Annotated in this window: 3 protein-coding genes; all 3 read right to left on the bottom strand. The window is 62.7% G+C overall.

Annotated elements, in window-relative coordinates; translation table 11 throughout:
* Positions 1 to 15 precede the first annotated feature (15 nt).
* On the bottom strand, positions 16 to 819 hold the full coding sequence (locus tag GMET_RS12425) for a carboxypeptidase-like regulatory domain-containing protein (RefSeq protein WP_004512432.1): 804 nt from the start codon (positions 817 to 819) through the stop codon (positions 16 to 18).
* A 43-nt stretch (positions 820 to 862) separates the two neighbouring features.
* The gene (locus tag GMET_RS12430) at positions 863 to 11311 is read right to left on the bottom strand and encodes a DUF2341 domain-containing protein (RefSeq protein WP_238378923.1); all 10449 of its coding nucleotides are present in this window, start codon (positions 11309 to 11311) and stop codon (positions 863 to 865) included.
* Positions 11312 to 11379: 68 nt separating this feature from the next.
* Positions 11380 to 15903, bottom strand: a complete 4524-nt coding sequence (locus GMET_RS12435) for a CxxxxCH/CxxCH domain c-type cytochrome (protein ID WP_148206084.1) — start codon at positions 15901 to 15903, stop codon at positions 11380 to 11382.
* Between the last annotated feature and the right edge of the window lie 121 nt (positions 15904 to 16024).

Below are 16024 nucleotides of genomic sequence, written 5' to 3' on the forward strand. Positions count from 1 at the left end.
AGACGCGGTTGAGCGTTACCTGTTCCCCTTCTTCCGGGTGGGGCGCTCGAAGCGGCTGACGGGAATGGTGATCCCCTTCTTTACGTCGCCATAGTCCACATTGACCGCCGAGGGGATATCGCCCCCAAAGGTTGCGTAGACAGTCCCCTCGGCGGGTTCCCCACCGCCGTAGACATCCCTCACCTTCAGATAATACACCCCGCCCGCCGCGACCCGCAGAAGGTAGTTTCCCTCCTTGCCGGACCGCTCCGAGACGAAAAGCGGCTTTCCCACCATTGTTGGCGAGGTGAACGCAAAGACGATGACCCCCTCAACGGGTTTTCCATCCCCATCGACGATTGTCCCTTCAATGGCGGTAAACCCCGCGGGACGTGCCGCTGCCGTTTCTTTGCCAAAGGGACGAACGCCGGCAATGGTCCCGGCGCCGGCCGTTTCCCCACCCTTTACGGTGAACGTCGCAGGCATTCCCTTGGCATCGGCGGCAACAAGAAAGAGCTCCCCATCCTTCGGCGGACCGATCTCCTTGCGGTTGTTCCGCTTGATCGCCGCCAGGTAGTAGGCGCCCGCCTCCACCGCGACCGAGAACCGGCCGTCATCGTCCAGATCCTCCACATAATCGGGAACCAGCCAGTACCGGTCCGGGGCCGGCGGCGGACCGGCGCCCCGCCTGAACAGCACAACCGAGCCGTTAGCCAGCGGATTTTCCCCCTCGCCCAAAACCCGTCCGTTCAGCGTTCCGGTCTGCACCGGACCGGCCGCTACGGCGCCACTCGCCACAAGCAGACCGAGAACCGCTCCCCACAGCAGCCTGAAAATCATCATTGCCTCCCCGGTGTATGGCCCACACGGCCCATGAACATTCCTATTTGCAGTTGCTGTCGCCCGGCACATAGGCCTGGGTCGTGGCTGACGCGGTGTTGCTGTAAGGCGATTTATCGCTGCCCCGATAGGCCCGCACCCGGTAGGTATAGCTCTTGAGGGGTTCGATGCCAATGGCATCGACATAGGTGGTAACGTTGGCACCCACCGTGGCCGTCTTCACCCACTTGTCGTTCCATGCCTTGACCTCGATTTCGTACCCCTCTTCATCCGATGCCATGTCGGCCCAATTCAGCCTGATCGTGAAGGCATTGAGGGGGGTGGCGGTCAGGGTCTGGGGCTGGGCGGAGATGGCCGTCCCGCAGGCGATGTTCGTGTAGAGCGCCTCCCAGCCGGTGGTGCAGGCAGCGGTTTTCTCGGCCTTGACGCGGTAGCAGTACTGGATCGACGGGGTAAGGCCCGGATGCGTGTAAATCGCCGTCCCCCCCGCAACGGTGGCGATCTGCGTTGCGCTGGAGCAGTCACCATTGTTGCACCCGTAGATGACGAAGCGGGTCTCGTCGGGGATCGGGTCGCCCCAACCGAGCAACAGCGAGGTATCCGTTGCCGGCGTGACGGTCAGGACACCCGGCGCAACGGGAGCGGGTGTGGTTGCTGTGGCGGTGGCGCTGGCCGGCCCCGTGTACCCGGCGGTGAAGGTATACCCCGCCGACTGCTCCTCGGCGCCGACGGTTGCCGACGGCTCGGTTGCCGCGTACTTGCGCACCCTGATCCAGTCCCAGTCCGTGGCGTAGGGCTGGTCGTTGGAGGCGTCGGTATCATAGCGGCGCCCCAAGACGATGGGCTCCGCCGCCACGCCGTTGTTGACGTTCCCCGCGTTCCAGTAGAGGACGCCGGTATCGAAGTTGGTCGCCTGCATATTGACCCACGACGCATCTATCACGGCCATGGAGTAGAGCATGTTTGCGGTGGTCGTCGGGGTTCCCCCCTTGGCGGTGTAGGAATTGTTATTGATAAAGTGGACATAGGCGGGGTGCTCAAGCCACCCCACGTTATTGTACGACCCGGCAGAGAACCCACCGATGATCTGTCCGTCGATGGCAAACGAGGTGGTCTTCGCCTTGATGTCGAGAATGACTCCCGGCGAATAGCTGGTTTTGGATGTCAGTCGGCCCGTCACGTTGGTGCCGTGGAGATAGCCGCCGGAGACCGAGAAGCCGGTGCCGTCGGTGACCGTCCATTTGGTCGTGTCAATGGCGTTGTCGGTGAAATCATCGAAGAAGTCGAAGACGAGAGCGCCGCTGGCGATGCTTTCGGCGTTGGGATTCCCGTAGTAGAGATGGATGGTGCTGCTGGTCCTGGTCTTCACCCAGACCGTGGCGGTGGAGCTGTCGGTCTTCTTCTCGATCCAGTAGGGGAGTTCCTGGTTGGTGGCGGGATCGAAGAAGCGGATATCCGAGAAATCGGCTTTCATGCCGGCATCATAGGCAACCGTCATCTTTGTCTGGAAGTTGGGCTGGAAGTTGGCAATGGTGATCGGCTTGCGGCGGGTCCACGAACCTCCCCCGCCAGAGGAGAGCCCCACGTTCACCGCCTTGATCTGGTAGGTGTATGCGGTGCCGGGGCAGACACCGGTGTCCTCGTAGCTGGTGGCGTGACCCGGCGAATAGCCAACGAGCGAGAAGTTGCTGCATGGGTTCCCCATACACCGCTCAATCCGGAAACCGGTGTCGGAGGGTGAATTGTCGGTCCAGCGCAGGGTGACGGAGGTACTGCTGGATGCGGAGGCGGTCAGACTGGTGGGCGCCAGGACCGTCGTGGATGCCGAAACGATGCCGTTGGTGTTGTAGGCGCTGTAGGAGGTGCAGGATGCCGTCCGCTTGGCATGGAGCCGGTACCGGTACGTGGTGTCGGGGAGAAGCCCCACGTCATTGTAGGACGTGGGGCCCGCGGGAAGCTCGATGGTGTCCGCTCCGCTGAAATCGCACGTGGCGCCGCTGCAGCGCTCGATGACGAAGTTGGTCTCGTCGTTGCTGGCGTCGGTCCAGGTCAGGTTGATCTGGGATTCGCTTCCCCTTGTGGCGCTGAAGCCGGTCGGGGCCGCGATGGTCGGCGTGGTGATCGACTTGGTGGCGCTCGGCTGGCCGGTGTAGAGCCAGTCGGAGGTATAGCAGCCGCCGGCCTGCTCTTCAGCCCCGAGGGAAACCGTGGGAATGGCGGCGGCATAGCGGGAGGTGATTTCCTGGGCGGTGAGCGCGCGGTTGTAAATCCGCACCTCGTCTATAAGGCCGTTGAAGTAGCGGCCGGGATAGTCGAGGACACCGACCGCCAGGTTGACGGAAGAGAGATTCGGCAGATAGGGGAGTGTCGTGGCCCCCACCTGCTGGCCGTTCACGTAGAGCGTTGCCGACTGGCCGTTCAGGACCGCAGCCACGTGGTTCCAGGCGTTGAGGGTGGCCGTGGCGCCGCTTCCCGGCACATAGTCGTTGCACCAGGTCGGCATGCTGGGACGGCCGCTGTTCTGGATGCTCAGGGCGAAACCGAGGCCGTTGCAGCCACGGCTGCTCCAGGAAACGATGCCGTTGTATGAAGCGTCGGCATAGACCTTGGGATAGATCCATGCCTCCACCGTCGCGACACTACCAGTCGGCACGTTGGGGGCCGCCCGGTTGGCCCAGGCCCCGCCACCGTTCAGGCTGAGGGCATTGCCGTAGGGGCCGCCGCTCACAACACCGTAGGGAGCGCTGAAACCGTTCATGGTCAGGTCGTTACCGGCGCCGCTGAAGTCCTTCGTGGTACCGGTGGTGGTCCCGGCATTTTCATTGAAAGGAAAGTAGGCCATGAGGCCGGAACCGAACACCCCAGATTGGGAACCGACAGCCAATGCCGACGGGTTGCCATAATACAGATAAATGGAAGCCGTTTTGCCGGTCTTGAGCCACAAGGTGGCCGTGGCGCCGTTGGTCTTGCTCTCGATCCAGTAGGGGAGCTCTCCACCGGTGCCTTGATCGATGAAGCGCAGGTCGTTGAAATCGGCCTGCATGTCGGCATCGTAGGGGATGGTCAGTTTCACGAGGAAATCCGGCTGGAAGTTCGCAATCGTCAGGGGAGCGCGCCTGCTCCAGCAGCCGCCGCCGGCGGAGGAGAACCCTTCGTTGACCGGCCGAACCTGGTATGTGTAGCTCGTGCCGCTACAGACGCTTGAATCGGTATAGGAAGTGACGCCGGCGCTGACCGAACCGACCTCGCTGAAGGTGGAGCAGCCGGCATCCTGGCACCGTTCGATCTTGAAGGAGGTTTCCGAGAAGGTGGTGTCGGTCCACGAAGCCGCCACCTGGGTGCTTGAGGGCGTGGTGAGGGTCAGGCCCGTCGGAAGCGGGACCGTGGTGGCAACCTCCTGCTCGGCGCTGTAGGGGGTATCCCAACCGCACCCGCCCCCCTTGTAGGCCCGCACGCGGTAGCGGTAGGTCGTGTTGGGAAGGCGTCCGTAGTCGGTGTAGCTCGTCACGTTGGCGGCGACCGTCGCGATCTGGCTGAACGTCGTACAGCCGGTGCCGGTGCACCGCTCGATCTTGAAGCCGGTTTCGTCGCTGGTGTTGTCGGCCCAGCCAAGGACGACGGATACCTCGGACTGGGCAGTGGCCGTGAAGGCCGATGGTGCCTGGGGATCGGAGAGGGTGGCGGGAACCGCGGCGGTATAGGTTGCAGGCCAGCCGGTGACCCACGGTTTGATGGACTTCACCCGGTACATGTACGTTCCGGCGCAGGCGGTGGTATCGCTGTAAGTTACGGTAGCAGTGGCATTCTGGGGAATGGTCACCGGGAAGCCGCTGTCAAGGGTGGTGAAGTCGCAGTTGAGCCCCTCACACCGCTCGATCTGGAATCCGTCCTCGTTGGTGGTGGTATCGGTCCAGGAAAGGTCCACGCGGGTGCCGCTCACCGCCGTCACCAGGCCGGCCGGTGGCGCGGGGGTCGAGGTGCTCTTGCAGACCACGTCGGAATATGCCGAATCCCCCGTGGGGATCAGCGTCTTTATCCGGTAGCAGTAAGTCTGGGCAGCATCCACCCCCCGGTCCACATAGGATGTCGTATTGGCAGCGGACGTGTCGATCTGGACGAAGTTGCTGCATCCGGCGCCGGTGCAGCGCTCGATGCCGAAGCCGGTTTCCGACCCGGAGTTGTCGCTCCAGGCGAGCGTTATCCGGTCCACTGCAAGGGGCGTCGTGTCAAGCAGCGGGAGGACTGCCTGGTAGTTGCTGAGCGCCGCCGCCCCCGTGGCCGTATGGTTGACGGTAAGGGGGATGCGGACGGCAAACGTTGCACCGCCGAGGGTAAAGGGGCCATACTCCTTCGTGCCAGCGGTGGCGGTCGGGGCAACGGCAGCAAGCTTTCGCACCAGAACCCAGTACCAGTCGGTCTGGTATGCCTGGCCGCCGTAATAGTCCCCGTAATAGGTCAGGCCAAGACCGAGAGGCTTATTGTTGATGGAATAGCTCTTGGACATTGGACTTATGTACCACGCGCCGGTGTCCCAGTTGTACCCCTGGATCGTCGTAGTGGCGCCATCGGTGCTGTATATTGAATAGCCCATGTTGTTGGCCGGCACCGAGGTGGTGGTCACGGCGGTAATCCATTCGCCGTATAGGTTATACCCGCCGTGGCTGGGCCCCACCGAGATGCCGAAGTAGTCGTAGGTCCCGTTGTAGACACCGCCCACCATGTGGGTGTTGGCAGCCAGGGTCGTCGTCTTGACTTTGAAGGTGGCGAGCATGCCGTTAAGCATCTTGAACGTTGACACCAGCCTTCCGCTGCTGTTGTTCCCCCGCAGGGTCCCGTTCTGGACAGTGAAGTTACCGGCGCTCCCAAGGGTCTGGGTCCACTTGGCGCCGTTGATGGCAGTGTCGGTGAAGTCGTCGAAGAACTCGAAGGTGGCATCGCCGTTGTCAACGGAGGGCGCAGTGGTGTTGCCGTAGTAGTAGTAGAGGGTCTTGGTCCCCACGGGGATGGAGGAGACTTTCTGCCAGATTCTGGTGCCTGTGGTGTTGCACTGGAGTTGCTGCACCCACTGGCTGAGAAGCGTCCCGTCACTCTCGGTGGCGCGGATATCCTCGCAGCCGGTCGTAACGGCGGGGCTGACGGCAAAGGCCGCCGGCGGCAGGACCGTCGTCTGGGCGGTGGAGGTGACGCTCTCCAGCTCCCAGCCGCAGGATGCCGTCTTGAAGGCCGCGACCTTGTACGTGTAGCTGGTGCCGGGGGTCAAGCCGGTGTCCTTGAACGATGTGGTATTTGCGGGAAGATCGCTGCCGACCTTGCTGAAGACGGAACACCCTGCGCCCGCACAGCGGTAAATCCGGAACCCGGTTTCATCACTGGTGGTGTCGGTCCATGCCAGATCGATCTGGACCTCAGTGCCACGGCTTGCCGTAAACCCAGAAGGGGGCATGGGGGTTGGCGTTGTCACGCTACGGGTATTACTTGCTAGCCCGTCCCACATGATGGGGAAGGTACCGCCGAAAACCGCTTCCTCCCCGAGTGTCACTGTGGGCTCCGGGGCTGCGAACTTGCGAACCCGCGCGTTGTCGAGCTTGAATACCTGGTTGTAGTTGGCGAAGCCCACCTTGAATGATGGAGCCGTGCTGTAAGTGCTCGCATAGAAGGAGGTGGCGTCGCTGGAGCTGGTGCCGTGATAGTAGTTGGCCCCCGTAGTCGGCAAGACTTCGAACCGGAAGTATTGCCACACATCCGAAGAGATCGCCTTCTTGTTGTCCCCGCGGCTGTTTCCATCCTCGTAGACCGCCAGGCGGTTCCCGCCGCCGTCATAGATCGGGTAGGCCGCATAGGCGAAATCGGTGTAGCTGACGTCGGCGGTGGTCGACTTGATACCGGGCATCATATATTGGCCGCCCGAGCGGTAGTGGTTCACCTCGAAGACAAAGGGACGGCTGAAGTTCGCAACGGAGTACATCCCCGTGGACCAGCTGCCTGGGCCGCCGCTCGACAGGAACTCGCCGCCGGTTTGTGAGTAATAGGCGCCCGACGTGGTCCACTTTGAGGTGTCTATGGCAGCGGAAGCAAAGCCGTCGAAGAGCTCGAATACCAGCGGACCGTTGCCGGCACCCGTGGCGCCCCCATTACCGTAATACAGGGAAATCGTATTGAACCCGCCGGTTTTGATCCAGAATGTGGCGGTCGTGCTGTTGGTCCTGCTCTCGATCCAGTAGGGAATCTCCCTTTGGGTCGTCTCGTCGTAGAAACGGATGTCGGTAAAATCGGCCTTCATGTCGGCATCGTAGGGGATGACGACTTTTGTCTGGAAGTAAGGCTGGAAATTGGCGATGGCGAGGGGAACCTTCCGGCTCCAGGTGCCGCCGTTGCCACGGGAAAGGCCCTGGTTTACGGCGCGGACCCGGTAGGTATAGGTGGTCGAATTGCAGGCTGATGCATCTGAAACGCTTGTCGCGCTGGGGGCGGTGAGGACGACGACGCTGTAATCCTGTTCGGCACAGGTCGTGCCAAGGCAGCGCTCGACATTGTAGCCGGTTTCGGATCCGGCCGTATCGGTCCAGGCAAGGCTTACGGTGGTGGTGTCCGCCGCCGTGGCTGAGGTCAGGCTTGGGGCTGCGGAGGTTGTGGTTGCCTCGGCGACGCCGCTGTAGGGGCCGTTCCAGCCGGCAGCCGACGTCTTGTACGCCCGAATCTGGTAGCGATAGAGCGTGTCCGGCTGTACCGCCACGATGTCGCTGTAGGAGGTGGCGCTGGCGGCAACCGTATCGATCTGGGTGAAGGTGCTGCATCCCGATCCGGTGCAGCGTTCGATTTTGAAACCGCTCTCGTCGTTATTCGAGTCGCTCCAGGCGAGGTCGATCTGCCCCTCGCTCCCCCTGGTGGCGGTCAGGCCCGTGGGGGCCGTGGGGGTCGGCGTCGTGGCACTGGCGGGCGTGGAGAACTGGGACTGCCAGTCAGCGGTCTTGTAGGAAAGAACCTTGTAGGTGTAGGTGGTGGCGGCGGTGACGCCAGTGTCGCTGTAGGTGGTGACGTTGGACGCGACGGAGCCGATCTCCGCGTAATCCGCGGCACTGCAGGACACAGTGCTCCCGGTGCAGCGGAAGATGCGGAAACCGGTCTCGCCGGTGGTGTTGTCCTGCCAGGTGAGATTGACGGTGGTGGTGTTGGCGGCAACGGGGGTCACGACGCTGGGGGGCGGCGGGCTGGTAAGCACGATATCGCGCTCGATCCAGCGCTGATCCGGCTGCCCGCTCTTGAATGGCCGGACGCGGTAGCAGTACTCTTCGCCGACGTTGAGCCCCGTATCCGAGTAGGCGGTCGTATTGGCGGCAGTGGTAGTGAGCAGCTGCCAGGGGTTGGATGAAGTGCAGTTCCCCACCTGCCGCTCGATGGTGAACCCGTCCTCGCCGGTGGAGGTATCGGTCCAGGCGAGATCGGCCTTTGTGTAGAAGGGAGAGGCGGTAAAGGGGGAGCTCGCCTGCAGCGGCGTGCCGTCTCCCTTGAAAACGAGGTAATCGGCGTTTCCCGTAGCGTTGGTGGTATACCCCGCCACCAGGGTCTCGCCCAGGGAGTTGACCGTCACCGCCAGGGCCTGGTCGTAGCCGTTGGCAGCGCCGTTGTAGATGGTGGCGGCGAGGAGGTTTCCCGCGTAGTCGAATTTCACCGCCATGGCATCGGTGGTCAATCCGCTGGCAGGCCCCGTATAGCCGACGACACTAACGTTGCCGCTGACATCCATGGCCATGGCGGTTGCATAGTCATCGCTCGAGGGGCGGAGGTGGACCTTCTGCCAGACCACGTTTCCGGCGCTGCTGTAGCGGATGATGATGAAGTCGTGGTCGCCGGTTCCCGTGAGGGTCGTGCCGGCCACCACCACGGTGTCGTCGATCAGGTCGTATTTGACCGTGATCCCCTTGTCGTCGGCATTGGGGTTGCCTGCGGTAGTTCCGTCGTAGCTCTTCTGCCAGATGACCCGGCTGGCGGTGGGCACCGCCTTTCCGTCATACTTGACGAGGATGATGTCGTCGTTGCCCGCGGCGTTGCGGGTGCTGCCGGTGACGTAGACGTTACCCACCGCGTCCACGGCCAGGCTCTGGCCATAGTCGTCGCCGTGGCCGGCGCCGTCGAGGATGTGGTCCCAGATTTTGACGCCGGTGGCGCCGTTGTATTTGGCGGTGTAGATGTCGTAGTTGATGCCGTTGTGACGGTAGCCGGTAATGACGATGTTCCCGTCCTTGTCAAAGGCAACGGCCGAGGGATAGTCGTTGCCGCCGCCGTCGTAGGGGGTGGCCGACCAGGCGGGTATCGCCTTGCCGAAGCCGTCCAGGGGCGGGGTGGCGGCATACTTGAGCAGGTAGATGTCGTCATTGTTGGCGGCGTTCTTGCCGTACCCCACCACCGCCACGTTGTTGGAGCCGTCGACGGCGGTGGCGATGGCCCGCGCCCGGTCGTCGATGCCGCCGGGACCGTTGTACTGCCCTTCCCAGAGGGGAATCCCCCCGGCAGCGGGATACTTGAGCGTGAAGACGGAATTGATGTTCCTGGCCGCCGGGGCGTAATAGAGAGAGGAGTAGCCGGTCACGATGGCGGTGTTGCTTCCGTCCACAACCACGCTCTTGGCGATGTCGAGCTCGCTGTCCACATCGTTATAGCGCTCTGACCAGAGGAGTGCTCCGGTTGTATGGTCGAGCTTGACCGTGTAGTAGTCGAAACCGGTCAAGGTGGCCAGGCTGTAGCCCGTAACCACGGGGTTATTGTCGGGCCCCACGGCGATCGCTTCCGCGTAGTCCTCGCTGTTGTCGCTGCTGTTGAAGACGTAGTTCCAGGTAGGCGCGAGATAGTTCACATACAGGGTGATGACGCTGATCTCGTCAGAGGGGTTTGAGCTGCCGTTCAGGGCGTTGTAGGAACGGACCCGGTAGTAGTAGGTGCTGTTGGCCGTGAGCCCCGTGTCGGTGAAGGTGGTCACGTTGGCCCCCACCGTGCCGACCTCGGCCCAGATCCCCTCGCTGGTGAGCTTGCGCTCGATGCGGAAGCCGTCCTCGTTGGTGGAGTTGTCGGTCCAGTCGACCTTGACGGACGTGTTGGAGAGGACCGTCGCGGTCAGGTTGCCCGGCGAATTCAGGCTCCCGGCGTCCAATACCACCTGCCAGTAGTCGTAGTCCGATGCGCCGGCGGTCCAGACATCGGACCATCCCCCAACAACCACCACGAACTCGTTGTCCGTGGTCTTGATGCCGAGCCCCACCGCCTTGTCGCTCTTACCTGCCGTCCCGTTGAAGGCCGTGTGCCAGAGCTCGCCGGCACTGGCGGCTCCGTTCTGGTACTTGATGCAGAGCATGTCGGTGGTGCCGGCACCCGTGAGGGTGTAGCCGCCCACATAGACGTTACCGCCGGCATCCAAGACGATGTCGGTGCCGAAGTCGTGCCCCCCTCCCCCCGAATCGTAGAGCTTGTCCCACGCCTTCGTGCCGTTGGTCGAATCATACCGGATGACGACGAGATCCTCGTTCCCGGTGAGGGTGGTGGCATACCCCGTCACATAGACGTTTCCCCCTCCGTCCAGCGCAAGGGCGGTCGGCTCGTCGTCCATGTTGGTCGGTCCGTTGTAGGTAGCGCTCCAGAGCAAGGCGCCATTGGTCCCGTTGTACTTTGCCGTGTAGATGTCGACGTTGGTGCCGTTATTGACCGAGGCGGCAACGACAACGTTCCCCGAGCCGTCCACCCTCACCTTCCGTCCCGCGTCGGCATTGGTGCCTGCCGAGCTGTCGCGGTTTTCCCAGAGCTTGGTGCCGGCGTAGTCGTACTTGATGGTGAGAACGTCGAAATCGGTGCCGTTCCACGACTGCCCCGTCACCGCCACTCCCCCCGGCCCCGTGGCTATCGCCGCCAGCTTGTCCGTGCCGTTGGCTGTTCCGTTCCAGGTGGCGATCCAGAGGGGGGTACCGTCGGGGTTCGGTCCGTTCACGCCGAACTTCAGGACGATGTAGTCCTCGTTGCCGGACGCGTTCTGCACAGAGCCGCCCACATAGACGTTGTTGAGCCCATCAACGGCGATGGCCGTGCCGATGTCGTTGCCGCCGGCCGGAGCGTTATAGGTATTCTCCCAGAGCTTTGCACCGTCGCTTCCCCGGTACTTGACCGTGTAGATGTCAAAGTTGCTGCCGTTCCAGGCAAAGCCGGTGACGATGGCGTCATTGTTGGAGTCCACGGCGATGGCAGTGGCTTGGTCGGAGCCCCCCGCCCGGTTGTAGGAGGCGCGCCACGCTACCGTGCCGTCGGGATTGAACTTCACGGTCCAGTAGTCGTCATCGGTCAGGCCCGCAAGGTTACGGTAGCCGGTAACGATGAGCCGTCCGTCACCATCCACTACCGACGCCTTTGCCTCCTGCTTCCCCGCCTGGGGGGTGTCACCCGCATCCCGGAGCTTGTCGCCGCCTGCGCCGAAAACCGGTACCGCCATGGACGCCACAAAGAACAGCAGCAAAGCCAACCGTGAAATAGCACCGGCTGCCGTGCCACGAACCAATTGTCTTAACGCATATATCATCGCAATCACCATTGTGTCTTGGAGTTCCAGGAGTTGTCGGGCCACACGCCAGTCGGGTGACAGTTCACGCGACTCTGCCCTTTCCCCTTCGGGAAGGTGCCGCTCCCCTCGCCGGCGGCGCCGCCGGAAGCCACCCGGCCGCGGTGTTTCACATCGAGGCAGTTGGTCTGCATGAGCCGCGGGAGGCTCGAAACGTGGGGAACGTGGCACTTGGAGCAGGTGAATGTGTGCATGTCGTTCTTGCCCCACCCTTTCACCGTCTGGTGAACGCGGTCAACGCCTTTCCACGGCTTCGTCTTGTCAGTGCCGGCAGTCAGGTTCGACTTGGGATGGCACCGCATGCAGAGACCGGCAAACTTCGTGTCTTCTTCCGTGATCCTGCGCCAGCCGAAAGTCCCCTGGTCAAGGTTGACATAGGGGGTCGGTGTCGGGTTCTGGTATCCTCTGCTACCCCGGCTGCCGGTGATCGCTCCGTCCAGGGGGAACTCTTCCTTGTAGGGAGAGGTCATCCAGGTCCCCTTCAGAAGCGGGACGGCATAGGCCTGATCGCTGCCGAGGGACGGGCTGACCCCGTGGGGGTCGTGGCAGGGGGTGCAGAGACCGTCGATGGTACCCATGGCATTGTTCGTAAGGGAGGACGATGCCTTGAAGTGCCCCCCTTTGACCGTGATGCCCTTGAACGACGTCCGCTTCATGTATCCCGCCTGCCCCTGGCCGAACTTGTCGGTATCGCGATACCCCCTCACCGAGGAGATTGCGCCGAAGGTGGAGAAATAACCCCAGGGGGTGATGCCGCTGTTGCGGGTCAGGTGGCAGTCGAAGCACTGGCCGGCGCCGGTGTTGTAAGGGTTGACCGAATTGCTGTCCGAATTCGACGACGCCTTGTAGGTCATGGCGTAGCCCCCCTTGCCCGCCTGGGTCTCCTTCAGGTTGCCGCCGTTCTTGGTGCCGTTGAAGGTGACGTAGCTCGTGGTTGTGCCGTTGGCCTTGGAGCCGTGGGAGCTGTGGCAGTCGTAACACTGGACCGCCTGGCCACCGCCGCGGGTATTGGGTATGTCGCCGTCGTAGCCGGTCTGGGTGCTCCAGCCACCCCGGTTTGCCGTCGCATTGCCATGGGCGGAAAAGGCCTTGGTCTGGTTCTTCCTGGCGGCATTGGCCGTGCCGGCGTACTTGCCCCAGGTCGTGGTGCCGGTCTGCTGGTAGCGGGCGGCGATGCTGGAGCGGTCCCACGCATACTGACGCGGGGTCTTGCAGTCGCCGAAGACATCGGTGTCGTTGTTCTGGTCGCTGTGGCAGCCGATGCAGTGGTTGGTAACCTTGGCCGCCTCGGCCCGCTCCGAGGCGGTCCCGATGTTGGAGGCCAGGAACTGGATGGCCGTGGTGGTGTTGTAGAAGGTGGGGCGGACCCTCGGCTTCCAGACCACCAGGTCCACCTTGGCGTTCTTCACCGACGAGTAAATCTTGTAGTTGTACCCCTCGTGGTAGTCCACATCGATGAGCCCCTGGGGGGTGGCCTCCCAGTGGCACTGGTAGCAGTCGGTGTTCTTAACCTCGCCGTTGGCCCGCTGGACGTGGTGGGAGTTGGAGCGCATCTGTCCCATGATGTCCATCCGCTTGCCGATGGTTCCCGAATGACACTTGGTGCAGTCCCGCGGCAGGCCAAAGGCGGTATGCTTCGGGATCGGCTTGGCGTTCTCGTGGCAGCTGTTGCACGCCTGCTTGTTGGCGTGGCTGTCGGCGAAGCGGTGCTCGTGGCAGGTGGTGCAGACCCGGCTCACGTTGTGGCCGTCGCCGCTCACGCTGGTGAAGTGTCTGGCGGAAGGTGAATGGCAGACGTTGCAGATGCCGTTGTAGGGCGCCGTGGTCCGGGCATAGTCAAGACCGCTCTGCTTCTTGGTGAATACCACGTCGGCACGGGTTTTCGGGATACCGAAACGGCCGTCGGAGGTGGTGGCCACCTTGTCGTGGATCATGTAGATATTGGAGTCCCCATGGGGGTCATGGCAGTCCCAGCAGAACTTGCCCCCCTTCCAGCTTCCCTGGTAACTGGAATAGGTACCCCATATGGGTGACTTGGTAGCTGAAGGGATCTTCGTCCACCCGCCCGAATCCTTGAATGCACGGTAGTGCTTATAGCCGAAATGGCCGGCCGAAGCCCGGGCCCTCTTCGGCTTGATGAAGCGGGTCCCCGACATCAGCGGATCGAAGCCGAGCGAGTACTTCAGGGGGTCATTCTCAGGAGCCCGGTGGCATTCGGTGCACTGGCCGCCGCTGTCGTCGTCATGGCACTGGAGGCATACCCCCATCATCAGGTACTGGTTCCTGACGTCATCCTTCTGCTCCGCCGTCCAGGTTCCGGCATTGACGTCGTGCCCCTTGTGGGTGCCGCTGGCGAAGGTGCCGCTGTCGGAGTCATGGCAGTTGACGGCCGTGCAGCCGGTCACCTGGATGTGACTGGGAAACTGCGTTACCGTGCTCCAGTTGCTCTGCCTGAAAACGATACCGACGGCCGTGGCCTGGGGGGCCAGGGAATCGGCCTGCCCCACGTGGCAGCCGATGCACTCGTCGTCGCTGCGGGTCATGTGGCAGTAGACGCACTCCTTCACGAAGCGGCGCTCGTACTGGCGGTGCATTCTGAGCCGGAAGGGATTGGTGGCGTCCTTGTGCAGAGCGTTGTTGTCGTGGCAATACCAGCAGGGGTTGCCGGGGAAATTTGCCGCCGGGTTCCCCGAAACCGGATAGGCGCCGGCAGAGGAGTAGCGGCCGTGGCCGGACACCGTCCACTGGGTGAGGCTGATGCGCGCCTGGGTGCCGTTGAATGAGTTGTAGTCGTCCTGGTCCGCACCGGTCGTCCCGTGGCAGCCGAGGCAGGTGACCGCCCCCGTCACCGCCCCCCCCCAGACCGGGTCGGTTCCGCTGGTATGGCACTTGGTGTTGGAGCAGGTTTTGGCAACCGGGTTGTAGGAGCCTCCATCCTTGAAGACCACGTCCTTGGTCTTGTTGACGTGGTAGGTGCCGTTCAGGTGCGAAGACTCCCCCATGCTCCCGATGGGAATGCCGTTGCTGTGGCAGGAAGCGCAGTCCCCGATAACGGTGGCGGCATGGCAGTTGTCGCAGCTGAAATTCGTTTCCGAGTGGCGGGGATGGGAGTTGGCGCGGGGAGTACCCGCCCCCTGGTTGGCGAACATCGGCATCGCCTCCATCCACTCCTGGCCAGTCGGGAAGGCGTACGCACCAAGCGCCCCAAAACGTGAGGGGAGAGTCCACACCTTCCCGCCTTCTATGCGTCCGTCATGGCAGCCGGTGTCAGAACAGCCGCCCCGCAGGTGGCCATGGCAGTCGTTGCAGCCGGCTTTGGTGGCGGTCCAGGGGAAGGCGCGGACGGTCTCGGGATCGGTGGTGCCGTCGCTGTGGCAATAGACATTGGAACAGACCTTGGTTGTTGAATCATAGGACGCATCCGTTCGCCCCACGATGTTCCACTGGGATGCCATCTTCACATCCCTCGTGCCGTTTACATGCTTCGTCGTATCGATGATGTTACCGGCACTGTCAGCCGTGGCACTGTGGCAATAGGAGCAAGGGTACTTCCGGATCCAGTGGGAGCCCACCAGCTTATTGTGGCCGTTGCTGCTCATGTTGAGATAGGGGGAGCACTTTGTTTTGTCGCTGTCCCAAGTGCCTCCCACGCTGGTGCAGTTGGCCTCGGTGCTGTCGGAGCTGCGGCCCCGGTGGCACGAATAGCACTGGATGGTGCCCGAATCGGACCAGCGCGCTACCGTGAACGGTGCACCGCCGCGACCATCGCTGTGACAGTAGAGATTGGCGCAGGTTCCGTTGCGGGGCGGGTTCTGGCTCGGCAGATAGCCGGGATAGGTGAGGACTCCGCTGTACGTGCCGCCGCTGTTGGGCGTTTTGGTGAACTTTACGACGAGCGCGCGCTTGGCGACGCTCGTGGCGTGGGCAAAGGGACGCGCCTCGGCGGTGTGGTCCGTGTGGCACGAGGCGCAACTCCCCGTCCCGGTTCCCAGGTAGTCGCCGTGTTTCTTGCCGGAACCAGAGACCGCCGGGTGGTTTCCGTCGCTTGGCGCCGCGCCATGGCAGGCGGAACAGCCGGTCGGGGCAGCAAGGGGCGAAGAGCCCCAAATCGGGGTCGCCGCCTCGAAGTGGCAGTTGATGTTCGTGCAGCTTCCGGGGGTGGGAGTTGCGCTCTGGGGGGATGAGGTGTGATTGCGGAAGGCGGTTGCAAGGGGTGAATTGTTGATGCGGCTCGAAATCCTGATGCTGCCGTTGCGGTGAGAAGCAGTGTACGAAGCGCTCCCCGGATGGCATTGGGAGCAGCTGCCAGGCACGGCGGAGGCGTCCATGTGGGTTCGGTGGTTCCCCTGAAAACCGCCCGAGCTTATGTTGCGGTAGGCATTGTCAGCGGGCCGGTAATCCACCGGGCTCGAAGAGCCGTGGCAGCTGTAACATTCCAGCGCTCCTTCGGCTGGGCCGGCCAGTGACAAGACGCCGACAAACAATAGCATCAACGACGAGCCAACTCTCTGACAAGTGCTCTTGCCTACCACGCCACCCCTCCCCCATTGCAATGCAAAGCACAGATTACGTCAAATGACTGAATATCACGCTCTTGTTTACAAGCGCCTC

The organism is Geobacter metallireducens GS-15, from assembly GCF_000012925.1.
Classification (GTDB): Bacteria; Desulfobacterota; Desulfuromonadia; order Geobacterales; family Geobacteraceae; genus Geobacter; species Geobacter metallireducens.